The following is a 22,985-nucleotide window of genomic DNA, read 5'->3' as shown; positions in this document are numbered from 1 at the left end:
CTGATCAACCGTCGGCATGCCGTCCGTTCTGCTACCAACACATTGTACGAACCAGAATCCTTTATAAACCACTGGACAGGTCAAATACATATCAGTGTCTTGACGCCGGTTGGCTTGCCATGCAGGTTTCGATCGAGCCCGACGATACAACCCACCAGCACGGCCGCGACCATGCGCAAGATCGCCTCAAGCAATTGCACGTGTGAAATCATCGGTGTCCCCGAGCAGGTTGAGGATATCCGTCGAGCGACGGCGGCTCGGGACAGTTTACCGTCAGGGGATCCGTCGCTCCAGTGCTGTCGATACTCGCCGCTTTGCGCCGCCAGTCGAATGACGCAGAATGGGCACTTGGTCTAGCGGGTTTTCGACATATCGCGAGCGCGCTCGCGTGTGCCGCAAACGTCACGCCGGGCGAGGAAGCGAATCAAGAGGAGGAGGCCATATGCTCGATATCGCAGCCGAGATCGCGAAGTTCAATAGCGGCCGGGACGCCGAGCGGCTGAGCATGAAGTACCAACGCATGCGCACGTCGCCGTTTATCTTTCTGCGCGGCACCTGTCACCTCTTCTACAAGCGCTTGCCGTTTGGCGGCGTGCTCGAAGCGTCACCGCGTACTTGGGTCTGCGGCGACATGCATTTGGAGAACTTCGGCAGTTACAAGGGCGACAACCGGCTTGTCTATTTCGACATCAACGACTTCGACGAGGCCAGCCTCGCACCGAGCCTGTATGAAATCGTCCGCTTGCTGACAAGTGTGCTCGTCGCCGCAGTGGATCTGCGCCTCAGCCGGGCAGAGGCGCTTGCGCTGTGCCATACGGCGGTCGATGCTTACAGTGCGGCGCTGCGCTTCGGCAAACCCCGCTGGATCGAAGAGGAAACGGCGGAGGGCATGGTTCGCGAGCTGTTCGACGGTTTGCACAAGCGTTCGCGAGTCGACTATTTGAATCGGCGCGCCGAACTGAGGGGCAAGAAGCGCGTCTTGCGGCTCGATGGAAAGAAGGCACTGCCGGTAAGCGAAAAAGCGCGTGTCGACGTGACTGCGTTCATGGCCGAATTTGCCGCCCGCCAGGATGACCCGGAATTCTACAAAATGATCGACGTAGCTCGGCGAATTGCCGGAACCGGCAGTCTCGGCGTCGATCGTTACGTGATCCTGGTCGAGGGTCAGGGATCGCCCGACGGCAACTATCTACTCGACTTGAAAGAGGCGTTGCCCTCGGCGGTGAGCCCACATGTGAAGGCGCCGCAGCCACGCTGGGATACCGAGTCAGCGCGCGTGGTCGCGGTCCAGCAGCGCGCTCAGGCGGTTTCACAAGCCTTTCTGCATGCTGTGGAGTTCAACAATCGATCCTATGTGTTGCGCGGCCTGCAGCCCTCGGAGGATCGTGTCGCGTTGGGCAGCTGGAACGGCAAGTTGCCCCGGCTCGAAACAGTCGTCAACAACATGGCGGAACTGAGCGCGTGGGCGCAGTTGCGCAGCGGCGGTCGCCAGGGATCGGCGATCGCTGACGAGCTCATCGAGTTTGGAAGCAGCAACCATTGGCAGATGCCATTGATCGAACTCGCCGTGCAATGCGAAGCCCAGGTCACGACTGACTGGCGAACGTACTGCGAAGCCTGCGATCGCGGTGGGTTCGGCGCGCAGGTGAAGAGCTGATATGACTCCCGGTGTCAATTGGGATCGGTTGTCAGTTTTCAAATGCATGTCGTGTCCGAATTTCCTGAGGGCGACGTAGCCAGTAAATCTCGACGGCGAATCACGCTGATATCCGCGGGCTTGCAATTGCCCACATCCTGATCGTGTTTTCTGTTAACCTAATATTATTTAAGATACCTATGTAAGATAACGATCGAGAATAGGCGAGTAGATGACGAGGAGTGGATTGATCGAGAGATTGCGGATGGCAGCTTTCAAGATTCCAGGATTCGCAGGCGATCCCGAACGTTGCTGGCGCGACCATGGACGGGCGTGGGGCAAACAATTCCATTTGCCTGCCAAGACTGGGGCGAACACGAAAGGCGCTTACCGCTTCCTGTCCAATGAACGAGTGAGCGAGCAGGATATTCTGGGCGGACATTTCCAAGCGAGTGCTGAGCGTTTCAAGGCGACCGAAGGTCCGATTCTCGTGCTGCAGGACACGACAACGTTCTCATATCAGCGGGAACGTTCTGAGCTTATCGGCTACACGGGCAAGACGTCAATTCAACGTGGAAGGCACGGCCTGCAGCAGCCGCTGACCCAATGCGGCATCCTGATGCATTCGAGTCTGGCCGTAACCGCTGAAGGATTGCCACTGGGCTTGACGGCCATTAAATTCTGGATCCGCACGCAGTTCAAAGGCTCCAAGGCCTTGAAGCGCAAGGTCAACCCTACCCGCGTGCCAATTGAAGAGAAGGAGAGCTATCGATGGCTCGAAAACCTGAGGCAATTCACGGCATTACTGGGCGACCAGATTGACCGGTAACTGGCGATTGCTCGATCGACCGCGCTGGCGGGAAACCAGACCGGCGGCGCCTTCGCTTCGATACCGGCTCGTCAGCCGTTCCACCTGACGCCGGCTGATGCCGAGCCGCTCGGCGGCACGCCACAGCATCAGCCGTTCTTCGATCACGGCCTCTATAACCTTGAGCCGATCCAGCTCACGCATCGTCATAGTGATCATCCCGGCAAGCGCCACGATGAACTCCGGCAGTCTGAAGAACCGGCATTCAGCATGGACCGAAAACGCTCTGCCTACGACATCTGTACTTTGCCCAAGCGGGGTGCGGCGGATAAGTTGGACTACCAGGAGGTAGTTCATGTATTCGTACGAAGACCGCATTCGAGCAGTCAAACTCTATATCCGACTCGGGAAGCGTCTCTCAATGACCGTTCATCAGTTGGGTTATCCGACAACGAACCGGACATTTCTAAAAAGCCTTGACATCAATACATCAAATGTCGAGGCCAGGTAGAGATGTCGGGTTTTGGGGTGTTTTTAACCTGGTCAATCTCTCTCAAAAGGCTCATTTCCCCACCGCGGCTGCCCGCAATTCGGCAGTTCTCAAGATGATGCCGTTCAGGTCCGCTTGTGTGAGTTCGCGTTGCTTGCGCGTGTTGTTGGCCCGCATCTTCGGCTTCACCGGTTCACCCTGGTTGGTCCTCGAGGGCGAGCCCGAGATGCGCCGGTTGTCGCGCTCAAGCTGCACCTGCTGCGCCACCTCCAGCACGTGTCCCAGTCGCTTGTTATCGACTACCGCCCCTTGGTCCATGTCGGAGAGCCGATCGTACTGGCGCTAGGCTAGGGCGGTACCATTGGCCCGGATCTCGATGCGCCCATCCGGGTACTCATACACGTCCAGATAGTGGTGAATCAGGGCGCGATTGGCGGCCGTATCGTCGAGCAGGTAGAGCACCGGTCGTATTGCACCGTCAACGTGTTCGACACGCAGCGCGAGACCCGGCACGTCAGGATCAAATCCAGATCCTCATCGTCCCTGAGCGGTCGATGCGCGTTGTACGCACTCTTGGGTTCCTTGCCAAAGCGGCCATTGAAGTCCGCAATGAAGTGGGGCGCATAAGCATTGGCGGCCTCTTTCGTGTTGATCTTGCGCAGTCTCAACTCCTTCACCAAGCGGTCCTGCAAGGTCAGATTGGCGCGTTCCACGCGCCCCTTGGCCTGGCTGCTGTTGGCACACAGCGTATCCACGTTCAACTCGTACAAGGCCCGCCCGTATTGGGTCACGCCCTTGCCGGGCGTGCTCGACTGGCTGTTGCACGAGAACACGCTCGCCTTGTCGCTGTATAGCGCCACCGGCTTCCCATATGCCTCAAGGTAGTGCCGCGTCGCTTCGAAATAGCTGAAGGTCGACTCGGTTGCAGTGAAGTGCAGCGTCATCAGTCGGCTGGTCGCGTCATCAATAAACACCAGCAGCGTGCAGGCCGGCGCGCGCTCCTCGAACCAGCGGTGATCGCTGCCATCGATCTGGATCAGCTCGCCCAGACACGAGCGCCGGTTCCTCGGCTGGTGGATCTTGGGCGGGCGTTGCTTGCGCGGAATCCATAGGCCGGCCTCGGTCATCAGGTGCCGCACGGTTTCCTTTGAAAGCGTCAAGCCATGACATTCGCGCAGCTTCTCGCACGCCAAGGTCGGACCGAAATCCGGCTAGCGCTCGCGAATCAAAACCAGCGCCCGGTACGCCGTTGCCTCATCGAGCTTTCGATTGCCCGGACGGCCTCGGGCAGCCGACCCAACACCGGCCGCGCCAGCTTGCTTGTACCGAAGCACCAGTCGCTCGACCTGACGCACCGTCAGGTGCAAACGCTCAGCAGCCAGCCCAGGCTTAAGCATCCTGTCCACCACAGCCCGAATCACCTTGAGTCGGTCGAGTTCGCGCATGTTCAACGTCACCAGTTCGGTTGGGCGCATGGCGAGCTCTCATCGTTAGACCGGGAGCTCCCAGCATCGCATCAACACCAAAACACGACATTTCTATCTTGCTCAAACACGACATTAGGATATTGCCCCTACATCAAAACTGTTGATAATTTATGTTATGTCAAATTTAAAAACATCCTACACGCCATCTCCAAAACACAACCCGCTCCGGGATTCAACCGCATACCGCTTGATGAAGTGCGTCATGATCGGGTCGGTAACTCGTGCTGCTTTCCGATGGCATCCTCGGCCCTGATAAACCATTCGCTTGACGCGTCGATTTGTACGCAAAGTTTGCTATCGGCGCACCGCCTTAAATCCTCCCGGTTCAGCCGCTGCATCGAGTCCCGACCGTCAGCGTCAGATATGCTTCGCAGCTTCACGTTCACTATCATTCACTCGCGCAAGGAACCGCTCGGCCGCCAAAGTAAATGACTGTTTCCATATCTGCTCCGCGTGCTCAAATTCGTGTTGTTTCAGTGCTTTCGCTAAAGCATCAATGCGCTCGACGGCATCTTTTTCACGATCCGTATAAGACATATTCAGCAGATTGTTGAATCGCACCACGTCAGCCGTCAACTCTTCAAAGTAGCGCGCCGTTTTCTCGAGGTGACTTGCCTTGACGATTGCTTCCTGAAACTCGAGGTGATTGCTGATCGAGGCATTCTGGTCCGGCTCCTTCGCGAACCGAAGCGCGTTGCGAGCCAACCGCTCCACGTCACGGAGCACGGGACCGGTTAACAATTTCGGGTCTGCCGCGAGCGCGCGAAGCGCAATTGTCCCCAGTGCGGACCGGAGTGCATACACCTCGAGGATGTTTTCCGGATTGATCTCTGCCACAACAGCACCGCGGTTCGGCCGCACCTCGACAAAACCCTCCCGGCTCAGACGCTTCAATGCCTCCCGCACGGGGTGGCGGGAAACGTTCAATTGATCGGTAAGCCGGGCTTCAATCAGCCGCGTCCCGGGCGCGAATCGCCCGGAAACGATCGCGTCGCGGATCTGCATGGCAGCATACTCAACGCTGTCGATCGCCAGCTTGGGAGCGAGAACCCCTGCCTGCGTCTTTGTTCTCAGAGTCACCGAAAGTCGCCTTGGAAAATGTTGATAATCGACATTGTACGGTAGTCTGATCGTCCCGAAAATGATGACCATCAGGCGTCGGCGAAACACCCGGCGCCGCTGGTTCAAGGTGTCTGGGCACCCGTCGTATTGAGAAACACCGCGTACAGTGACGTGCTGGCGGTAATAAACAAGCGATTTCTCCGGGGGCCACCAAACGTCAGATTTGCCGCCGTTTCCGGCGTCCTGATCTTGCCGAGCAGCAGGCCGTCGGGCGAATAGCAATGCACGCCGTCCTCAGCGGCCACCCAGACGTTGCCGTGGACATCAACTCGCAAGCCGTCCGGCACGCCCGGTTCGATTTCGGCGAACACGCCGCCACCCTTCAACGTACGACCGCCCTCGACCTCGAACACTCGGATGTGGTGAGGTGCATGTGGATCGTGCGTACGGCCTGAATCTGCCACATACAGCAAATTTTCATCTGGCGAAAAAGCCAGGCCGTTTGGTTTTTCAAAGTCGTCGCATACGATCGCAAGTTGACCGGACCGTGGGTCCATGCAATAGACATTGCATCGTCCTGTCTCGCTGTGCGCCTTGTAGCCTTCGTAGTCCGTCAAGATTCCATACGTCGGGTCGGTAAACCAGATGGTTCCGTCCGATTTGACCGCTACATCATTAGGAGAATTAAGCTTGCTGCCTGCGTAACGATCCGCCAGTACCGTGATATTGCCGTCCGGCTCAGTACGCGTGATGCGGCGGCCGCCGTGTTCACAGGTTATCAACCGCCCCGACCGGTCGCGTGTATTACCGTTGCTGTAGTTTGACGGGGCCCGAAACACGGTGACGTTTCCGGATTCTTCTTCCCATCGAAGCATGCGGTTATTCGGGATGTCGCTGAAGAGAAGATAGCGCCCGTCCGCGACATATACCGGCCCCTCTGCCCAACGCATTCCAGTATGAAGCTTCTCGAGATTGCAGATAGGAATCAGGTATTCCGCAAACCGCGGATCGTGCACTTCAAAATAACTCATCGTGCTTCCTTCTTTTCTACGACCGTGCACCGATGTTAGAGAGAGATGGTAAGCCGCTCCTGCTGCTGCTCGCCCGCGCCCCGGTACGCCGTGATTTCGATCTCGAACAGGTATTCCGGGCCGCCCAGCGGCGAGCATGTAACGCAACTCGCCGGATCGATACCCCGGAACCGCTCGCCGATGAAACCCATCACATCAGGCACGTCGGACTGACGAGGGATAAACACGCGGGAGCGCACGACGTCCCTAAGCGTTGCACCCACAGAGGCCAGTGCACCCTCCACGTTCCTGAATGCCTGCTCCGCCTGCCCCACTGCAGTCTCCGGCATCTCGCGCGTCTTGTAGTCCCGACCGGCGGTCAGCGACATGAAGATCCAGTTGTCCACTGCGACCACTCTCGAGTAGCTTTCACGGTCTTCAAGAATGCTTCCCGATTTCACTTTGGTAATCTGTGTCATCTTTCTATTTTCCTGACTACATAATGATTAGAATAGCGAAGTAATAGCTCCAGAGACAAGAGAATCGGCAACACCATGTCAGCTCCAGCCGCCGTCCACCACGAAGCTCTGTGAGGTGCACATTCGGCTGTCATCCGATGCCAGCCAGAGCGCCATGCGTGCGATGTCGTCCGGCATGACCAGCTCCTCGAGGCACTGACGTCGCTGGATTTCGGCCTTGCCCTCTTCCGTTACCCACAGTTCGAGCTGGCGTTTTGTCATGACCCAGCCCGGTACAAGCGTGTTGACCCGGATTCCCTGCTGGCCGAGATCCCGCGCCAGACCGCGGGTCAATCCCTCAATGCCGGCCTTGGCCGCGGTATATATCGGCATTCCGCCAAGACCCACTCGCCAGCTGAAGGAGCCGACATTGACGACGGATCCTCCGCCACGTCGAACCATGCCAGGCACGACCGACTGCGTGCAGAAGAACAGATGTCTGAGGTTCAGCGCGATGCGCTCGTCCCAGTACTCGACCGAAACGCTGTCCAGCTCATGCCGTTCGTCATGCGCCGCGTTGTTGACCAGCACATCGATATCGCCGCACGTCGCGCAGTGGTCCGCAATGACAGCCTGGATGACTTCTATGTCGCGCAAGTCTGCGTGGAGAAAAACCGGCTTGGTGCGCCCCTGCTCGTCCAGCTTGTCGAGGAGTGAACGTGCCGCCGCTTCGTCACGTTCGATAAAGACAACCCGGGCACCCTGGCGGTAGAACTGCTCGACGTGTGAGGCGCCGATCCCGCTGCCACCGCCGGTGACCAGTACGTGGCGATTATCGAGGCTGGGATACTGTGCAAATTTCATCGGGATTCCTCCGCTACCATGTACAACGGCGCGCGCAACGCCGTCATCGTCCATACGCTGACATTACACGCTCAGCAGCGAGCCTCAGTGATTGCCTGACCGGCAAGCCGTTCCCGGCCGACATTTCCGATCGGACCCATTTCCTTTTCCACCAGCGGCAAGACCTCGGAGACGAACCGCTCCATCGAACGTCTTGCCCGGTTGAGCGGCATGCACCCGAACTGAAAATTGCACGCGTAGTGCGTCGGATTCAAACGGCGCAGGTCCTTGACGATCCGCTCGGCCACCTCCTCAACATCGCCAACAACCGTGTTGGCCGCGTATTGCTCGATCGTCTGCTCTCCTTTGAACGGCTCGTCACTAATGAAGCTGCCATCCATGGGAAGATCGTTAAAGCGGAGGTGGTGAGCCATGCGGCCAACATATCGCGCACGCTCACCCGCCTCAAGCGCCTCCGCAGGGCTGTCGGTGACATGCACGTACTGCATGATGGCCAGGGGTTTCGTTTTGGGATCGACACCGATTGATTGCCAGTTTTCCTCGAGTTGATCGACCATTTTGTACAAGACCTGCGATCCGAGCGTACTGGCCGCAAGAAATGGCGTCGCGTTGGTGTGCTGGATACGCTTGAGCAGCGGAACCTGGCTCGTTGTCACGTACACAGGCGGCATCGGATTTTGTACCGTCCTGACGGCGAACGTCGATTTCGGCACCTTGATGTACTTGCCCTCGAACTCAACCTCGCCGTGGAGCAGAATGCTTTCAACGACATGCCAGTACTCAAGGAAGATCTCGACCTTTTCTTCGATGGGCAGCCGAAAACGCTCGAATTCGAACTGCTGGTAACCCGTACCCACACCGATTACGGCGCGCCCTTCCGACTGGATATCAAGCAGCGCGATTTCCTGGGCGACCCGCACCGGGTTGTACAACGGCAGCACAATGACCCCGGTGCCTAGCTTGATGCGCTTCGTCCAGCCCGACGCGTACGAAGCCATCATTAGCGGCGACGGACACATCGAGTAATTGCAGAAGTGGTGCTCCGCAAACCATGCAATATCGAAGCCCAGATTTTCGGCTGCCTGGACCATCGCCTTGGTGTCGCCCATCACACCAGCGGCCCCCTCGGGATGATCACGCAGCGTCATGAGACTGAAAATTCCTAATTCCATCAAATTCTCCAGATTACGTTCCAATCAATACCGCTACTGTTCAGCAGTCTTCACACGCCGTTTAAGACAACGAGCCATGGGAAGGCGCCGATACGGAACCCCTCACGCATTCGCCAGAGCCGGAAGTGCCGCGGTAGCCGCATATGCCCCATTCTGGTAAATGAGGGGGCTGATCTCTTCGGCAAACCGGACCTCTTCAACCTCGCCGATCACCACCACGTGTGTGCCGTACTGGACCGAGTGTCCGACGTGGCACCGCAGGTTTGCTTGCGCATCAATCAGGTAGGGAATTCCCTTCTCGTCGCGTTCCCAATTGCCCGCACAGAACCTTTGCTCGCCCTTGAACTTTCCACCGAATGCGCTCGACACTTCCACATGGGATTGCTTTAGCACGTTGACGTAGAACCGCCCCTCAGCCAACAGCGGCCCAATCACGGACGAAGTTGCGTTCATGCATATAACCATCGAGCATGGTTCGACCGATAAGGATGTGACGGCAGTGGCGGCCATCCCAAACCAAACCCCTTCGCGTACGCAACTGATCACGGTGACGCTCGCAGCAAGCCTGCGCATGCATTGACGGAAGTCGCTGTGCAGATCGACGGTACCCATGGCCTGTCTCGATAGAGTGTGAATATACCTAAATATTGCAGATTATCTACAATCCGTCAATTGGAATTTCCGGATTCGCCAATACGCTCAGGGCTATGGGCAAGCCCCTTATCTACCTGAGCAGCAAGCTCCCGCTGCCCTGCTTACGCACCGGACGTGCTGGTGACCTCGACCGGGCGGTTTGAATATCAGAGGGTAATACCGCCGTCGATAATCACCGTCTGACCGGTCATCATCCGCGCACCGAACCCCAGGTAGGCAATGGTTTCCGCCACGTCTCCCGGCGTTGCCCAGCGCTTGAGAGGCGTCTTTTCGATTGATTCACTTCTATGCTCTTCCGTCCAGCCTATGCCCCAGGAGCTTTCCACCACGCCCGGCGCCACGGCGTTCACGCGAACGTTCGGAGCAAGTGCACGAGAAAGATTTTTGGTGAGATTGATCACTCCAGCCTTCGACGCGCTGTAACAGATACTGCTGCTCACGGACCCGAAGCCTGCAATCGATGCCGTGTTCACGATCGCCCCCTTGGCTTCGGTCAGCGCTGCGGCAGCGAATTTTGAACACCGAAACACGCTCATAAGGTTGGTGTTTATGATGAACGACCAGAGATCCTCGCTGATGGAGTCGAGATCGGTAACCGGAATCGGCTTCGTCAGTCCCGGTGCTCCCGCATTGTTGACGAGCAGATCAAGCCGTCCCAACTCGTCGACGGCCTTTTTGACCATCGCCTCGACGCTTTCCGCGCTACCCACGTCCCCGGGCGCTGCGATTGCGGTACCCCCGGCAGCCAGGATGGCCTGCACGGCTTCCGGACCACGCGGATCGCCTGGAAGGAAGTTGACCGCCACCGCGGCCCCAGAGCGCGCGAGAAGCTTTGCAGTTTCCAGGCCGATACCCGAGGCCGCGCCTGTAACAAGTACTGCGCGATTTTTGAGGTCAAACGAAATCATGGGAGTCCTTGCTTGTTCAAGTTGATGTTGCTCAGCGAGCACGCAACCCGCGCGCTCGCCAATCCGATTTATTGCCTGTCTTTCAGCCTCTGCTCAGGCTCTATATTCCCGCTGAAGGAAACGCTGCGTTCTCTCGTCGCGGGGATTCTCAAGGACCTCCGCCACCGTCCCGATCTCGCAAACACGCCCCGAATGGAGGAAGGCGACACGGTCTCCTGACTGGCGTGCGAATGAGATGTCGTGCGTCACCACGACCATCGTCATCCCCTCCGATTTCAACAGCCTCATCGTGTCGAGTACCTCTCCCACCAGTTCAGGATCGAGTGCAGACGTAACCTCATCGAACAGCATGTAGGCAGGTTCCATGGCGAGCGCACGGGCAATAGCGAGACGTTGTTGCTGGCCACCCGACAGGCGAGACGGAAACAGGTTCTCCTTGTCGCCGAGACCCACATGCGCCAGGTGTTTCTTCGCAATCACGCGGGCATCGGTACGGTTATGTTTTGCAACCAACCGGAGCGCGAGTGCGACATTTTCCAGGGCCGTGAGGTGCGGGAAAGCGTTATATTGCTGGAATACGATCCCAAGCTTCTGCCTTAACTTGTTCACGTTAGTGTCTCTTGCGTGAACGTCAATACCATCGACCAGGATGGATCCGCCCTGGATCGGCTCGAGTCCGTTGATGCACTGAAGCAATGTCGACTTGCCTGACCCGCTGGCGCCCAGCAAACACAGCAGTTCCCCTTTATTCACGTCCAGATCAATCCCTTTCAGGATTTCGACATCTCCGAACTTCTTTTGGACCGAACGGATTTCGATCATGATGCGAGGCCTTTTTGCAAATGGGCGCTGTAGCGCGAGACGGGATAGCAGATCACGAAATAGAACAGCCCGACGCCGAGCAGAAGCGGCAGGGTCTCGTTGGTACGGGATATAAGGATCTGTGCTGACTTCATGAACTCGACGTATCCGACGACACTCACGAGCGCGGTATCTCTCGTCAAACCGAGCAGAAGCCCGATCCATGCACTGAGGCCCGTGCGAAACGCCAGCGGCGCAGAAATATGGACGAGGGTCTGAAAATACCCGATGCCCAGCGAGCGTGCCGCGCGGATATAGGCGTATGGCACCGTTGACAGCGCGCCCCGGACCACTTCGGACGTAACCACGGTCATGGACGAGCTCAATACAATGATACTCAACCAGAAAGTGCTGAAGCCGTTTCCCGACATCGAAAGTGCACTGTTGACGAGAATCAGCTGGATGATCAGTGGAACGCTGCGTGTGATATCAACGTAGGGCGCCGTGACGATCCGGACGCTAGATGATGCGTGACGAAGCCATCCAAGCAGTATTCCTCCAATCGTTCCGATTGCTCCTGCAAGAATGGAAATCATCAGGGTATGAATCGCGCCGACGAGCAGGAACTGCGCGTCGCTCCAATGAAAACCTTGGTCGATTAGTACAAACTGCATATGTTATGTCCTCAACGCTCGACGAAACACGAGCCTCAATCCAAACTCCGTGGCTTTGGCAAGCACGTAATAGATTGCCGCAGTCACGATGAAGAATTCGAAACTGCGGAACGACACCGATTGGGCGGCATTAGCGGCACCGCTCAGCTCCCTCAGGCCAATGAGCATGCCCAGTGACGAATTCAACAGTGCCCATACCGCCTGGTTAGTGAATGGCAGGATCACGTGCCGGAAAACCTGTGGAAATATCACGGTCCGGTATGCCTGCCACTGACTCATGCCCAGTGACCGGGCCGCCCTTAGCTGCTGAGGGGGAACAGCGGTCAGGCCTCCGCGAAAAATCTCTGCGAGATAGCCCGCGTTGTTGAATGTCAGTGCGATGAGCACCGAAGAGAAGCTCGAGATGTTGATGCCGAGCGCGCCGGCACCGAAGTACATCATGTACACCTGAAACAGCGTTGGCGTATTTCTCGCCACCTCGATCCATGACGCTGAAAACGCACGGGAGGCTCCCCGTGCGTTTTGTCTCGCGATCGACAACGGCATTGCCAGCAATGTTCCAAACAGTACCGAGAGACACGTGATCTCGATCGTCAGCCATGCCCCGGCCATCAGTTGGGGCCACGCATCCCACACTAGAGACCAGTAAAAGGTATAACCAAACACATGTACTCCCAATAAGGCGTGATCCTGACGGCGCTTGTATCGCTAGCTCAGTAATCGACGCTCTTGAGGCTGAGCGGCGCCGGCTCGCCCGGTGCAATGTACTTGTTATAAAGCTCCTTATACCTGCCCGATGAGACCTGATTCCAGATGAAGAGCTTCACCCACTGTAGAAACTGGTAGTCGTCCCGCTTTACCGCGATCGAGTCCATGTCAGCCAGGTCGGCTGTCGCACCAATGACAAACGTCGGGAATTTGCCACTCTTGACCAGCAGGTTGGCCGTGGACGCCGACACCAGGATTGCGTCGACTTTTCCCTGCTGAAGGGCGAGATAAGCTTCGGTGTCCGATCCGAAACCCGTATATGTCGTCTTTGGATCCTTCCACTGCGCAATGGACTTATTGATGAACTGCTCCGTTGACGTGCCGTTGACGCCTCCTAACGGATGTCCTTTCATACTGCCGGACGACTGAATGTTCGTGCCTTTTCGGGTCAGCACAACGGTAAGGTAGTTGATATACGGCTGACTGAACGCCACAGAAATTCCGCGTTGTGCCGTGTTCGTCGTCGAGGCCACCAGGACGTCAATTCGATTGGACACCAGCGCCGGAATCCGGTCGGGAGATGGCGTTTCGACGATCTCCGCCTGTGCGCCGAGTGCTTGTGCCATATCCTGGCAATACGCAACATCAAAACCGTCGGGCTTGTTATCCGGTGTTCGGAAACCGGCAGGCGGCGAATCCAGCATGACACCGCAGCGCAGCTTCTTCGACTGGATGACAGAGTCGAGCGTTGATCCGTAGCTCGGTATCATGGCCACCGCAAGGGCTGCCGCCATCATGGCGCGTACCAACACATTAAGCTTTGACATGTCCTGTCCTTTGCAAAAAAGCAAGCCGCGATTCTTCGCGGTACTGTTCACTGGATTGATTCCGGGAGGTGAAGCGCGTGCCCGATACCGCGCTCCCTTTCTCGCTGCTTTGCCACCACCAACTGTCGGCTATCTGCACCCGGGAAACGCAATACGATCGCCCTGGCGAACGCTCGGCTCGCATTCCCGGCACTTTCGAACACGCCTCAAGTTGCCGGTTTGAGACGTTGTGATGAAGTCTTGCAGTGACACTAAATTAAGTAGATTATCTACAATTGTCAACTGTCCAAAAACCCTTATTGAGAGCGGTCGGCTAACTACTGTCATGTTTCTCGTCTGACGAGGGTACTGGTGCAAACAGGCTTCGGGGGGCAGCTAAAGTATTCAGACTGACAGACTGGGGGCCGGCGATGAGGAAGGAGAAAGAACTGGAGGGGATGTTCGATGGGCGGCATTTTGACCGGGAGATCATTCAAGCGGAGCGCGGAGAAGTCGGACAGGTTTCGCCGACACGCCATGCCCCCGCTCGGCCATCATTTCGACCAGATCGCGAGAGCTAAGCTTGTAGCCTAGGTATCAGTGCACGCATGGAACGATGACACCGCTGCGCTGCGTCTGTTTCCGCGGCTTGGGCTGCTTGGGCGACGCTGAAAATAGCTAAGCAATACGTACGAATTCAGCGGCGAGTGACTGCAGAACCCGCTTGATCGCCCTCACCGTTTTCAAAGCATGCTGAGCGCGGTGGACAGCACGGTCTGCTTGAACTTCGCCGGATCTTTCGGAAGCGGAGAAAACACCGACAGCACGTGACTATACGAAACCGTCTTGCCCACTCCGTTGGTCAGCATGGCAAACAGCACCTCCGGGTCGTTGGGCGTCAGTTCGCCTGAATCCATCGCATCGGCGAGAAGCGGGACAAACACGTCGTGATAAGGGCGCAGAAGACGTTCCATCAGGACATCCAGCCGCTCGCCCTGCTCGGTTGCCGTGGTCGAGAAAAACATCCCTACATCCGGCTCACTGAACACCTTGTCGACAAAAAGGCCCAGCGCCCGCTCCACCCTCTGACGGTTCGTCATATCGGCGGTACGCAGCTTGCCCGTTGCCTCGATCATGGGCGCGGCGTGCTGCGCGATCTGGTCGACCACTGCGATCCACAAGGCCTCTTTCGAACCAAAGTGATGCGCGATGAGCGCGGGATCCACGCCCGAGTCCCGCGCGATTTCCCGCACGCTGGTCGACTCGAACCCGCGCTTGGCGAACGCTTGCCGCGCACTTTTAAGCAACGCGTCGGAGCCGGCTATCGCGCTGCAGGCGGGCCGTCCGCGTGAGCGTTTCTCCTTGGCGGGCTGCGCCGGGAGTGCGGTTGGAGCTGTCATGGTTCGATCCGGATTCAAATTCTGTGAGGCGAGCCCGAAGTTTAACTGACACAAAACGCCCCACCTTTGCATCAGTCCGCACGGTGTTTGACATCGACCGCCCGGGTACCCTACTATCTCATAATTCATCACTCGTTGAATATATTTGATGGCTCAGGTCAGCCGACCTTGCAGGACAAACGGATCTTCGTCATGGGCGAGTTGTACCCGCCTGATGTTGACCGACGCCGAACATCCGGCGCGGCATCTGCCGGACCGGACCGGACCGGATTGGACCGAGTGGGAGCGGGAGCAAGAACCGCTGCCGGCAAACTCCGGGACTTCACGTTCCACCACTTTGGGCCGCCAGTCTCGCTGTGCGGCTACAACGCGTTTGGCACACCCCGCAGCTTCGGTTTTCCTGAGTCACGACATGCTTTACCGGCGGCGCCAGCAGGCTTTGCATGATTGGGCAAAGCGGTCCTGGTGTGAACGGTTGAACGAATCAGTGGTCTTGTGCAACCGACGATCCGCATCACGTGATCGCCTCGTCGCGGCACCGATGATGCCGGCTGCCCGGAATTTCTTGTAAAGGAAAGGTGAGATGCTCGAGAAACATACCAGTGCATGGTCCCGAACCGTTGCGTTGCTCGATAACGCACGCGCCCGGCAAGTCGCCGATGAAGCAACGAGAATCGCCCAGCGGCGTCCGGCAAAAACCAGCTGGACCGATCACGCGGCCCTGATGGTCAGCGTGATCGAACTGCCCACGCCACGCACCGCCACGGTCTCATGGTGCGACCCGCTTTCAGGCTATTACGGCCATCAGACATGGCGGGTAGCCCTGGCCAAACAACGCGGCGAGTGTGTGCTGAGCGGCAAGTCCATCAAGCCGGGTGACTTCATTTATCGGCCGGCGACCTGCCAGCCGCCGCCTGGAAATGCAGGCGCGATGATCATCGCGTCCGAGCTGGTGCCGCATGGCAAGCCCGGCCAGTCCTAGTCCTTGCATGAGGCGGCGCAGGAACAACGGCCGGCCCTGACCGTACTGCAAACACGACCCGGTCAGGGGTTTTCACATCGAAAACTCGATGCATTGTTGAGGTTGCCGCGGCCCAGGTACTTCGGGTAACCGGGATACCGGCACAGCGGCCGGGTCCGGCCATTGGTCGCGCTGGCTATATCGGTTCCCAGCAGTGTCTCCGGCGCTATGTTCATGGTGACCCACCGGTCAAGTGCACCCAGCTCGTCCCACGCCGGAATGAACACACCGTTGCCGTGCTGGAATCCCGGCACCATGTAAAGCCGCATGAACGAATCGACAATACTCTGCCCGTACTTCGCAACCAGCGACTGATAGAAAGCGATGGTCTGGTTCGGGCTGATGACTTCATCGGCAAGACCGTGCATGGTGATCAGCTTGCCCCCATGCGCCAAAAATTCCGATATGTCGGGGTTCATCGCCCCCACCGTTGACGACAAATCAACCAGGCGGGATTTGTAGATTCCCGGATGGTCGACGTCGAAGCCAAGCGTATTGAAGCGCGGGTCATGCGTGACGAAGTACTTCATGTAGCTGTCGCCCTGCGTGAACAGATAACCGTCGGCATCGAAGGTCAGGGGCTGGGTGAGAACCGGTGAGTTTCCGAGTCCCAGTCCGCTGGAGAAATCCACGCCCTGAAACACGTTATAGCCGTAGAACTTCGTGACCCCGTAGGCAAGTTCATAGGGCAGCGTAAAACCATCGCGCAGAACTTCCAGCGTCGCCAGTTGCGCCTCCGACAAACAACTGTCCCGCAACGAAGGCCGTTGCCCGCTTGCGCATCGTAGTTGCGCGATGATTTGCGGTTCGTGCTTGCGGCACGCTTCCACGTTCGAGACGATGCCGTCGACTACACCATCCAGCCCGTCGCATTCGTGAAGCACGGTCTCGAACACGCGCTTTTGCTGGACCGGCCCGAGGGTGCCTCCCGGCGTCCCATAAGCCGCCTGCCCTACTTTCACGCCCATCAGGCGCACGCCCGAAAAGTTGATGGCGGGTGCGTTGGCGATCACGCCGTCGTAGTCGTCGGGATAACGTTCGATCACCGTGAACGCTTCGCGCCCACCCGTCGAGCCGCCGGCGAAGTAGGTTTGCTCGGGCTTGCGGCCATAGCCCATCATGATCAGCGCGAGCGCGACGTCGTGGGTTTTCTTGAGATGACCGTAGCCGAAGTTCACCACGGCTTCGTCGTTCATCGCGAAATCGGCGCGGCCGGAGTTGCCTACGTGGCCGGAATCCGAACCGAACGTCGCGTAGCCGGTGGACAGCGGTGAAGCGTAAGGCGCGAAGGCCGCGGGCTCGGTGCCGCTCACGATCGAGCCGTTGTAACCGCCTCCGCCCATCTGCAACGCGCGGCCGTTCCAGAGTGCGGGCAGGTTGACCTCGAAACGGATGTCGGGCGTGGTGTCGAGTTCCGCCTTGATCACGCCGACCACTCTGCAGTACTCGCCGTTGCGGTTTTTCGGCGCGGCGGCGGCAACCACCGACGCGCTGAGGATAGTGGCGCCGCGAGTGGGCAAGCCAATCACCGACGCCGGCACCGACTGGCCTTCCAGTTCGGCGCAATGCTTCACGACGTACGCCGCGGCGTTTGCGCGAGTGCTGCACGCAAACACCGCCGTGAACACCAGCAGCGCACGCAAGAGAAGGGTTGTAGCTTGGGGCATCGCCTAAAGGGTGGATTGCTGCGGTGCCTGACTGCAATCAGTTGTTGCGCCAGGATTGAAGCGGAAAGCCGGCAGCGTTTTTCGCCGCACAATATATAAGAAGCATCTTATTGATAGAAATCCGATTGTCAGAATTCGTTGTGTTTGCACAACCGGCCCGCCATTCGATTGATCCGATGAATACGGCCACATCCGCGCCAGCCGTTGGCGCACGGGTGATGCCCGGATCAACAGGCGATCATTCGGTCATTCACCCGGCCATTCGCCTCGCAGGTCGCTGTTCTGCAAAATTTCGAGCAGCGTCTCCGCAGGGCGGCTCAAATGTTTCGCCCCCAACGCGATGAATTCGACCTGCGGCAATTCCGGCAGAGCCGCGCGATTTACCGGCGGCGACAGCCCTCTTCCGGCCAGGAAATGGGAACGCACGGTGAGTCCCAGTCCGCCACGCGCGGCCGCGATGCACCCCGCATACGAACTGCTCGTGCAGACCACCTGCCAGCGCGCGCCGACAGCGGCCAGCGAGTCGAGCACCACGGCACGCGTCACGCTCGGCTCCGCGACCAGGATCAGCGGGAGCGGCTGATCGAGGTCCACCTCGGTGCCGGTCAGCCCAAGCCATTCGAGCTGACCGGAGAACAGCGGAATACCGCGCGGATCGCCAATGCGCCGCTTGCCGATCAGCAGATCGATCGACCCTGCATCCAGGTGCTCGTAAAGCCGCCCCGTCATGCCGATGGTAATTTCCAGTTCAACGTCCGGATGAGTCCGGCGAAAGGCCGCGAGCACGCTGGGCAACGGGCCGAGCGCGACGTCGTCGGAGGACCCCAGGCGCACGCGGCCCCGCAGACGCGGCGAGCGGAATTGCAATTCGGCGTGGGTCATCGCGTCCAGGATCATGCGGGCGTGGACCAGCATGGCTTCGCCGTCGGCGGTGAGCGAAAGCGAATGGGTATCGCGCACGAGCAGCCGGCGCCCGACATGTTCCTCCAGCCGCCGGATGTGTTCGCTCACGCTGGATTGAGTCAGCTTGAGCTGGCGGCCGGCGTCGGTGAAACTATGCGACGCGGCCACCGTCGCGAATGTGTTCAGCCAGACTGGATTGAGCATGATTCATTGTGATCGGATTTTACGATGATAGTCAATGCGGCCAGTGGGGTTCCCGATTGCCAGTCGACGTCTTAAAATCGTCATATCGCGTGAACCCCGCGCGACATCGTTCCTGCTGCAACAGATGACTTCAAAAAACTCACATACGGCGCTCCTGTGGATCGTGGCCGTCGGCTTTTTCATGCAGGCCCTCGACACGACCATCGTGAACACGGCCCTGCCCTCCATGGCGCGTAGCCTGCACGCGCATCCGCTTGCGATGCAGCCTATTGTTGTCGCCTACACGCTGACCATGGCGCTCCTTACGCCCGCGTCGGGCTGGCTCGCTGACCGTTTTGGCACCCGGCGCGTCTACTTCGTCGCCATCCTGTTGTTCGTGATCGGCTCGCTGTGCTGCGCAAACGCGCAATCGTTGAATCAACTCATTGTGGCGCGCGTGATTCAGGGCATCGGCGGCTCCATGCTGCTGCCTATTGGCCGGCTGGCCGTGCTGCGCAGCGTAACGGGCGAAGCGTATGTCTCCGCGCTGGCGGTCATTTCAATTGCCGGCCAGGTCGGGCCGATCATCGGACCGACGCTCGGCGGCTGGTTCGTCGAATCGTTCACGTGGCACTGGATTTTCCTGATCAACGTGCCCATTGGTGCAGTGGGCTTGTTCGCCGTGCATCGTTTTCTTCCCAACGATGCCATTGCCGAGGCCGCGCCCTTCGACTTTTTCGGCTGCGGGTTGTTGTCGCTCTGCATGGTCGCGTTTTCGATGGCGCTCGACAGCCCCGCGCACACGCACAAATTGCTGGTGTCGGGCGGACTGTTCGCACTCTCCGCAATCGCGGCACTCGCTTACATTCCGTATGCCAGGCGCCGGCGCGATCCGCTCTTCAAGCTGTCCTTGTTCAGCGAGCCGAACTTCAGCGTGGGCTTGATCGGTAACCTGCTGTGCCGCATCGGATCGAGTGCCGTGCCTTTTCTGCTGCCGCTGCTGATGCAACTGCAGCTTGGTTATACGCCGCTGCATTCGGGCCTGATGATGTTGCCCGCCGCGTTCGCCGGCACTGTTGCAAAGGGCTGGATCTCGCCGCTCGTGAAGCGTTATGGCTACGACAATTTCCTGCTGTGGAACACCATTCTTGTCGGGGCATCGATAGTCGGCTTCGCTTCGTTCTCGGTGAGCACGCCGCTCGCGATCGAGATCGCTATCCTCGCTGTATTCGGTGCGTGCAATTCCATGCAGTTCGCGGCGATGAACAGCGTCACGCTCAAGGGTCTGTCCATCAAGGACGCAGGCAGCGGCAACAGCCTCTTTTCGATGGTGCAGATGCTGGCGATCGGTCTTGGGGTATCGATTGGCGGCGGCCTGGTGTCAGTGTTCTCAGCGAGCCTTGGCTCGGCGGCGCTCGCGTTCCGGATTGCCTTTGTATGCGTGGGAGTGGTGACGTTGGCTTCGGCCATTGTGTTCCGTTTCCTCGATGCCGTGCCCCCGCGCCCGGCACCGCAGGCCGTGACCTCGTAGCATTCGTAGCGTTGGTAGTTCGTATCATCCGGCAGCGCAAATGCAGGCTCGGGCCTGAACGTTTAAGCTGGCAGTACATTCACCATGCCCCAGGGAGCTCGCCATGCAGTACCGCAGATTTGGCCATACCGGCCTGAATGTTTCGCGTTTGTGCCTCGGCACGATGACTTTCGGCTTGCAGACTGAAGAGAGCGTGTCGCGCAGCATCATGGATCGTGCGGCTGAATCCGGTGTCAATTTCATCGATACCGCCGACGTCTATCCGCTCGGCAGCACGGAAGACGTGGCCGGGCGCACCGAGGAGATCGTCGGGCGCTGGCTGAAGGAAACACCCACACGTCGCAGCCAGTTCATCCTGGCAACCAAGGCCGTCGGCAAAATGGGGCCGTCGCCGTGGGATCAGGGCGCCTCGCGCAAGCATCTGCTGGACGCCATCGATGCATCGCTAAAGCGGCTCAATACCGATTACGTCGACCTGTATCAACTGCATTCCGACGACCTCAACACGCCGTTCGACGAAACCCTGGAAGCACTCGACACCATCGTGCGCCAGGGCAAGGCGCGTTACGTGGGGGTATCGAATTTTCTGGCGTACCGGCTGGCTACTGCGCTGGGCCGTTCCGACTTCCTGCGCGTCGCGCGTTTCGTTTCCGTCCAGCCGCGTTACAACCTGCTATTCAGGCAGATCGAGCGCGAGTTGCTGCCGCTTGCCACCGACGAGCATCTGGCTGTGATCCCGTATAACCCGCTCGCGGGCGGTTTGCTGACCGGTAAGCACAAGCACGATGCCGCGCCGTCGGAAGGCCGGTTTACGGCGACCGTGGGCAAGGCGGGGGCGATGTATCACCAGCGCTACTGGCATGAGCGCGAGTTTGAAACCATCGAAAAGCTGAAGCAGATCGTGGGCGCAACCGGTGAGTCGTTGACGAAGACATCGGTGGCGTGGGTGCTGGCGAACCCGGCGGTGACGTCGGCGATTATCGGGGCGAGCCGGCCCGATCAGCTCTCGGATACGCTGGCCGCCGTGGATCTTGCACTCGATGCCGAACTGAAAGCGCAGTTGGACGACACGACGGTGGAGTACCGTTGGGGCGATGCCGCGCGATAAATAACTGGTTCTTCGGGTCTTCGGCGCGAGTGAAGGGTCTACTAGTACCTTGTGATGTCCCGCGTCTCCAGCACCCGCGACGGGGCGCGTTCGCGGGCCACGGCGATCATTGCCCGCCCTAACTGGCTGGTCGTCGTAATCGCATTCGGGAACGCACGCCGCAACACCGGAAACAAGGGCCGCCCGAGTGAAATCGCCATCTGATACACGGCGGTCTTCGAGCGAATGCCGTCCATTGGCTGGATCATCCCGGGACGATACATATAGGCGGCTTTGAACGGCATGCGCAGTAGCGCGTTTTCGGTGCGGCCTTTCACGCGCGCCCACATGCTGCGTCCGCGCTCGCTGGTATCGGTCCCCGCTCCCGTCACGTACGAGAAGGTCATGTCCGGATTAAGGCGGGACAAAGTCCGAGCGATCGCGAACGTCAGATCGTAAGTGAAGTGCGTGTAGTCCGCCTCGCTCATCCTGAACGACGACACGCCCAGGCAGAAAAAGCACGCATCGAAGCCGGTGAGTTCCGCCTCGACCGGCGTGAGATCGAACAGATCCTTATGCACGATTTCGGTGAGCTTCGGATACTTCTGCCCCGTCGCATTGCGCCCCACCGTCACCACTCGTTCGATATCCTTATCAAGCAGGCATTCGCGCAGCACGCCCTGCCCGACCATTCCCGTCGCACCAAAAATAAGTACTTTCATGATTTTTCGGGCCACGATGTGCCTGTCAGTTTCACCGATACATCCCACAGTTTAGCGGCAACCGCCGTGTCCTTCGCCTGAGGATAAATGCGTGCCTCGGCGGGCGCACCGATCAACTCCTGGAAACCCTTCGGGCCGTAATAAGCCGCACTCCGTGCATCCGGCGATGTGCCCGCCAGCAGCGTGGGCAGCGCACCGTCAGCCGCGCTATGGCTCAGGAACGGCATCATTGCGCGGCTGAGCATCGCCAATACGCCCGAAGTACCCGGCCCGTTCGCAATGAGATCCGTCCGCGCGAAACCCGGATGCGCCGCGTTGCTCATGAGGCCCCAGCCGTTTGCGTCGCTGCGGCGTTGCAGTTCCAGCGCGAACATCAGCATGGCGAGCTTCGACTGCTCGTACGCCGGCAACGCTTTGTAAGCCCGCTCGCCTTGCAGATTATCGAACGCGATCTTTCCACGCCGATGCGCAATGCTGCTCAGGTTCACCACCCGCGGCGCGGCGCTCTTTTGCAGCAGCGGCAGCAATTGTGCAGTCAGCGCGAAGTGGCCGAGATAGTTGGTGCCGAACTGCCGCTCGAAGCCATCAGCGGTTGTTTCATGCTTGGGCAACATCATCACGCCGGCGTTGTTCACGAGCAGATCGATCGCAACGCCCTCTTCAAGCAGCCGCTGCGTGGTGCTCGAAATGGACGCGAGGCTGGCAAGATCAATGTGCTCGAAACGAATCCGGGCAGCGGGTACCTCGCGGCGAATACGTTCGAGCGCGGTTCGCCCTTTCGCCTCGCTACGCCCGGTGAGAATGACTTCGGCGCCGGCCCGGGCCAGTTCGAGCGATGTTTCATAACCCAATCCACCGGTCGCGCCGGTCACCAGCGCGCGTTTGCCCGATTGCGGGGGGATATCGGTTGTGGTCCATGTATTCATATGCTCG

General features: G+C 58.8%; 22 protein-coding genes and 2 pseudogenes. 5 read left to right on the top strand and 19 right to left on the bottom strand.

What is annotated here, in order from left to right:
• Nucleotides 1-80: 80 nt before the first annotated feature.
• Nucleotides 81-212 (bottom strand): hypothetical protein, encoded by a 132-nt coding sequence (locus ABH944_RS07445; protein WP_404604736.1) that lies wholly within the window; start codon nt 210-212, stop codon nt 81-83.
• A 230-nt stretch (nt 213-442) separates the two neighbouring features.
• Between ABH944_RS07445 and ABH944_RS07440 the strand changes: the two genes are divergently transcribed.
• Nucleotides 443-1,657: a DUF2252 domain-containing protein gene (locus ABH944_RS07440; RefSeq protein ID WP_404604737.1), complete on the top strand. Its 1,215-nt coding sequence runs from the start codon at nt 443-445 to the stop codon at nt 1,655-1,657.
• 186 nt (nt 1,658-1,843) lie between these two features.
• Nucleotides 1,844-2,044: a transposase DNA-binding-containing protein gene (locus ABH944_RS07435; protein WP_404659330.1), complete on the top strand. Its 201-nt coding sequence runs from the start codon at nt 1,844-1,846 to the stop codon at nt 2,042-2,044.
• A gap of 415 nt (nt 2,045-2,459) precedes the next feature.
• On the opposite strand, the pseudogene ABH944_RS07430 reads toward ABH944_RS07435, so the two are convergent.
• The 14 genes and pseudogenes from ABH944_RS07430 to ABH944_RS07365 form a co-directional block, all read right to left on the bottom strand.
• Nucleotides 2,460-2,654: pseudogene (locus ABH944_RS07430) on the bottom strand (helix-turn-helix domain-containing protein); the annotation flags it as partial.
• Between the two features lie 352 nt (nt 2,655-3,006).
• Nucleotides 3,007-4,385 (bottom strand): annotated as a pseudogene (locus tag ABH944_RS07425) (ISNCY family transposase).
• A 393-nt stretch (nt 4,386-4,778) separates the two neighbouring features.
• The gene (locus tag ABH944_RS07420) at nt 4,779-5,609 is read right to left on the bottom strand and encodes a GntR family transcriptional regulator (protein WP_404604739.1); all 831 of its coding nucleotides are present in this window, start codon (nt 5,607-5,609) and stop codon (nt 4,779-4,781) included.
• Nucleotides 5,606-6,514 (bottom strand): SMP-30/gluconolactonase/LRE family protein, encoded by a 909-nt coding sequence (locus ABH944_RS07415; protein ID WP_404604740.1) that lies wholly within the window; start codon nt 6,512-6,514, stop codon nt 5,606-5,608. The genes ABH944_RS07420 and ABH944_RS07415 overlap by 4 nt, the downstream gene beginning before the upstream one ends.
• Before the next feature lie 35 nt (nt 6,515-6,549).
• Nucleotides 6,550-6,972: a RidA family protein gene (locus ABH944_RS07410; protein WP_404604742.1), complete on the bottom strand. Its 423-nt coding sequence runs from the start codon at nt 6,970-6,972 to the stop codon at nt 6,550-6,552.
• A 78-nt stretch (nt 6,973-7,050) separates the two neighbouring features.
• Nucleotides 7,051-7,815, bottom strand: a complete 765-nt coding sequence (locus ABH944_RS07405; RefSeq protein ID WP_404604744.1) for an SDR family NAD(P)-dependent oxidoreductase — start codon at nt 7,813-7,815, stop codon at nt 7,051-7,053.
• A gap of 71 nt (nt 7,816-7,886) precedes the next feature.
• Nucleotides 7,887-8,987, bottom strand: a complete 1,101-nt coding sequence (locus ABH944_RS07400; RefSeq protein ID WP_404604745.1) for an LLM class flavin-dependent oxidoreductase — start codon at nt 8,985-8,987, stop codon at nt 7,887-7,889.
• 102 nt (nt 8,988-9,089) lie between these two features.
• Nucleotides 9,090-9,599, bottom strand: a complete 510-nt coding sequence (locus ABH944_RS07395) for a flavin reductase family protein (RefSeq protein ID WP_404604746.1) — start codon at nt 9,597-9,599, stop codon at nt 9,090-9,092.
• A 188-nt stretch (nt 9,600-9,787) separates the two neighbouring features.
• Complete coding sequence (locus tag ABH944_RS07390; RefSeq protein ID WP_404604748.1) at nt 9,788-10,591, bottom strand: SDR family NAD(P)-dependent oxidoreductase; 804 nt, start codon at nt 10,589-10,591, stop codon at nt 9,788-9,790.
• 51 nt (nt 10,592-10,642) lie between these two features.
• On the bottom strand, nt 10,643-11,371 hold the full coding sequence (locus ABH944_RS07385) for an amino acid ABC transporter ATP-binding protein (protein ID WP_404604749.1): 729 nt from the start codon (nt 11,369-11,371) through the stop codon (nt 10,643-10,645).
• On the bottom strand, nt 11,368-12,024 hold the full coding sequence (locus ABH944_RS07380) for an amino acid ABC transporter permease (RefSeq protein ID WP_404604751.1): 657 nt from the start codon (nt 12,022-12,024) through the stop codon (nt 11,368-11,370). The genes ABH944_RS07385 and ABH944_RS07380 overlap by 4 nt, the downstream gene beginning before the upstream one ends.
• A gap of 3 nt (nt 12,025-12,027) precedes the next feature.
• Complete coding sequence (locus ABH944_RS07375; RefSeq protein WP_404604752.1) at nt 12,028-12,690, bottom strand: amino acid ABC transporter permease; 663 nt, start codon at nt 12,688-12,690, stop codon at nt 12,028-12,030.
• 47 nt (nt 12,691-12,737) lie between these two features.
• Nucleotides 12,738-13,559, bottom strand: a complete 822-nt coding sequence (locus ABH944_RS07370; RefSeq protein WP_404604754.1) for a transporter substrate-binding domain-containing protein — start codon at nt 13,557-13,559, stop codon at nt 12,738-12,740.
• Between the two features lie 722 nt (nt 13,560-14,281).
• A complete protein-coding gene (locus tag ABH944_RS07365; protein ID WP_404604756.1) occupies nt 14,282-14,938 on the bottom strand; it encodes a TetR/AcrR family transcriptional regulator in 657 nt (218 codons plus the stop codon).
• Between the two features lie 583 nt (nt 14,939-15,521).
• Here ABH944_RS07365 and ABH944_RS07360 point away from each other — a divergent pair.
• Nucleotides 15,522-15,920: a DUF3331 domain-containing protein gene (locus tag ABH944_RS07360; protein WP_404604757.1), complete on the top strand. Its 399-nt coding sequence runs from the start codon at nt 15,522-15,524 to the stop codon at nt 15,918-15,920.
• A 62-nt stretch (nt 15,921-15,982) separates the two neighbouring features.
• On the opposite strand, the gene ABH944_RS07355 is transcribed toward ABH944_RS07360, so the two are convergent.
• Both ABH944_RS07355 and ABH944_RS07350 read right to left on the bottom strand, forming a co-directional pair.
• The gene (locus ABH944_RS07355; RefSeq protein ID WP_404604759.1) at nt 15,983-17,626 is read right to left on the bottom strand and encodes a tannase/feruloyl esterase family alpha/beta hydrolase; all 1,644 of its coding nucleotides are present in this window, start codon (nt 17,624-17,626) and stop codon (nt 15,983-15,985) included.
• Between the two features lie 246 nt (nt 17,627-17,872).
• Nucleotides 17,873-18,733, bottom strand: a complete 861-nt coding sequence (locus ABH944_RS07350) for a LysR family transcriptional regulator (RefSeq protein ID WP_404604761.1) — start codon at nt 18,731-18,733, stop codon at nt 17,873-17,875.
• Between the two features lie 124 nt (nt 18,734-18,857).
• On the opposite strand from ABH944_RS07350, the gene ABH944_RS07345 reads away from it, so the two are divergent.
• Together ABH944_RS07345 and ABH944_RS07340 are read left to right on the top strand one after the other, a co-directional pair.
• Entirely contained in the window at nt 18,858-20,243 is a 1,386-nt protein-coding gene (locus ABH944_RS07345; protein WP_404604763.1) for a DHA2 family efflux MFS transporter permease subunit, read from the top strand.
• Between the two features lie 103 nt (nt 20,244-20,346).
• Entirely contained in the window at nt 20,347-21,351 is a 1,005-nt protein-coding gene (locus ABH944_RS07340) for an aldo/keto reductase (RefSeq protein WP_404604764.1), read from the top strand.
• A 41-nt stretch (nt 21,352-21,392) separates the two neighbouring features.
• Here the strand turns inward: ABH944_RS07340 and ABH944_RS07335 are convergent, their stop codons facing one another.
• The gene (locus ABH944_RS07335; protein WP_404604766.1) at nt 21,393-22,052 is read right to left on the bottom strand and encodes an NAD-dependent epimerase/dehydratase family protein; all 660 of its coding nucleotides are present in this window, start codon (nt 22,050-22,052) and stop codon (nt 21,393-21,395) included.
• Nucleotides 22,049-22,978 (bottom strand): SDR family oxidoreductase, encoded by a 930-nt coding sequence (locus ABH944_RS07330; protein ID WP_404604767.1) that lies wholly within the window; start codon nt 22,976-22,978, stop codon nt 22,049-22,051. Before ABH944_RS07330 ends, ABH944_RS07335 begins: the two co-directional genes overlap by 4 nt.
• Nucleotides 22,979-22,985 lie beyond the last annotated feature (7 nt).

It is taken from the genome of Caballeronia udeis, assembly GCF_044909315.1.
Lineage (GTDB): Bacteria > Pseudomonadota > Gammaproteobacteria > Burkholderiales > Burkholderiaceae > Caballeronia > Caballeronia udeis_A.
Note: the sequence above shows the minus strand (reverse complement) of the source record. Positions and strands in the feature narration are given on the sequence as shown.

What these genes read in the sequence shown, in the direction of transcription:
- ABH944_RS07445 (WP_404604736.1), bottom strand. Translation starts at nt 212, where the DNA reads ATGATTTCACACGTGCAATTGCTTGAGGCGATCTTGCGCATGGTCGCG.
- ABH944_RS07440 (WP_404604737.1), top strand. Translation starts at nt 443, where the DNA reads ATGCTCGATATCGCAGCCGAGATCGCGAAGTTCAATAGCGGCCGGGAC.
- ABH944_RS07415 (WP_404604740.1), bottom strand. Translation starts at nt 6,514, where the DNA reads ATGAGTTATTTTGAAGTGCACGATCCGCGGTTTGCGGAATACCTGATT.
- ABH944_RS07410 (WP_404604742.1), bottom strand. Translation starts at nt 6,972, where the DNA reads ATGACACAGATTACCAAAGTGAAATCGGGAAGCATTCTTGAAGACCGT.
- ABH944_RS07405 (WP_404604744.1), bottom strand. Translation starts at nt 7,815, where the DNA reads ATGAAATTTGCACAGTATCCCAGCCTCGATAATCGCCACGTACTGGTC.
- ABH944_RS07400 (WP_404604745.1), bottom strand. Translation starts at nt 8,987, where the DNA reads ATGGAATTAGGAATTTTCAGTCTCATGACGCTGCGTGATCATCCCGAG.
- ABH944_RS07395 (WP_404604746.1), bottom strand. Translation starts at nt 9,599, where the DNA reads ATGGGTACCGTCGATCTGCACAGCGACTTCCGTCAATGCATGCGCAGG.
- ABH944_RS07385 (WP_404604749.1), bottom strand. Translation starts at nt 11,371, where the DNA reads ATGATCGAAATCCGTTCGGTCCAAAAGAAGTTCGGAGATGTCGAAATC.
- ABH944_RS07380 (WP_404604751.1), bottom strand. Translation starts at nt 12,024, where the DNA reads ATGCAGTTTGTACTAATCGACCAAGGTTTTCATTGGAGCGACGCGCAG.
- ABH944_RS07370 (WP_404604754.1), bottom strand. Translation starts at nt 13,559, where the DNA reads ATGTCAAAGCTTAATGTGTTGGTACGCGCCATGATGGCGGCAGCCCTT.
- ABH944_RS07365 (WP_404604756.1), bottom strand. Translation starts at nt 14,938, where the DNA reads ATGACAGCTCCAACCGCACTCCCGGCGCAGCCCGCCAAGGAGAAACGC.
- ABH944_RS07360 (WP_404604757.1), top strand. Translation starts at nt 15,522, where the DNA reads ATGCTCGAGAAACATACCAGTGCATGGTCCCGAACCGTTGCGTTGCTC.
- ABH944_RS07355 (WP_404604759.1), bottom strand. Translation starts at nt 17,626, where the DNA reads ATGCCCCAAGCTACAACCCTTCTCTTGCGTGCGCTGCTGGTGTTCACG.
- ABH944_RS07350 (WP_404604761.1), bottom strand. Translation starts at nt 18,733, where the DNA reads ATGCTCAATCCAGTCTGGCTGAACACATTCGCGACGGTGGCCGCGTCG.
- ABH944_RS07345 (WP_404604763.1), top strand. Translation starts at nt 18,858, where the DNA reads ATGACTTCAAAAAACTCACATACGGCGCTCCTGTGGATCGTGGCCGTC.
- ABH944_RS07340 (WP_404604764.1), top strand. Translation starts at nt 20,347, where the DNA reads ATGCAGTACCGCAGATTTGGCCATACCGGCCTGAATGTTTCGCGTTTG.
- ABH944_RS07335 (WP_404604766.1), bottom strand. Translation starts at nt 22,052, where the DNA reads ATGAAAGTACTTATTTTTGGTGCGACGGGAATGGTCGGGCAGGGCGTG.
- ABH944_RS07330 (WP_404604767.1), bottom strand. Translation starts at nt 22,978, where the DNA reads ATGAATACATGGACCACAACCGATATCCCCCCGCAATCGGGCAAACGC.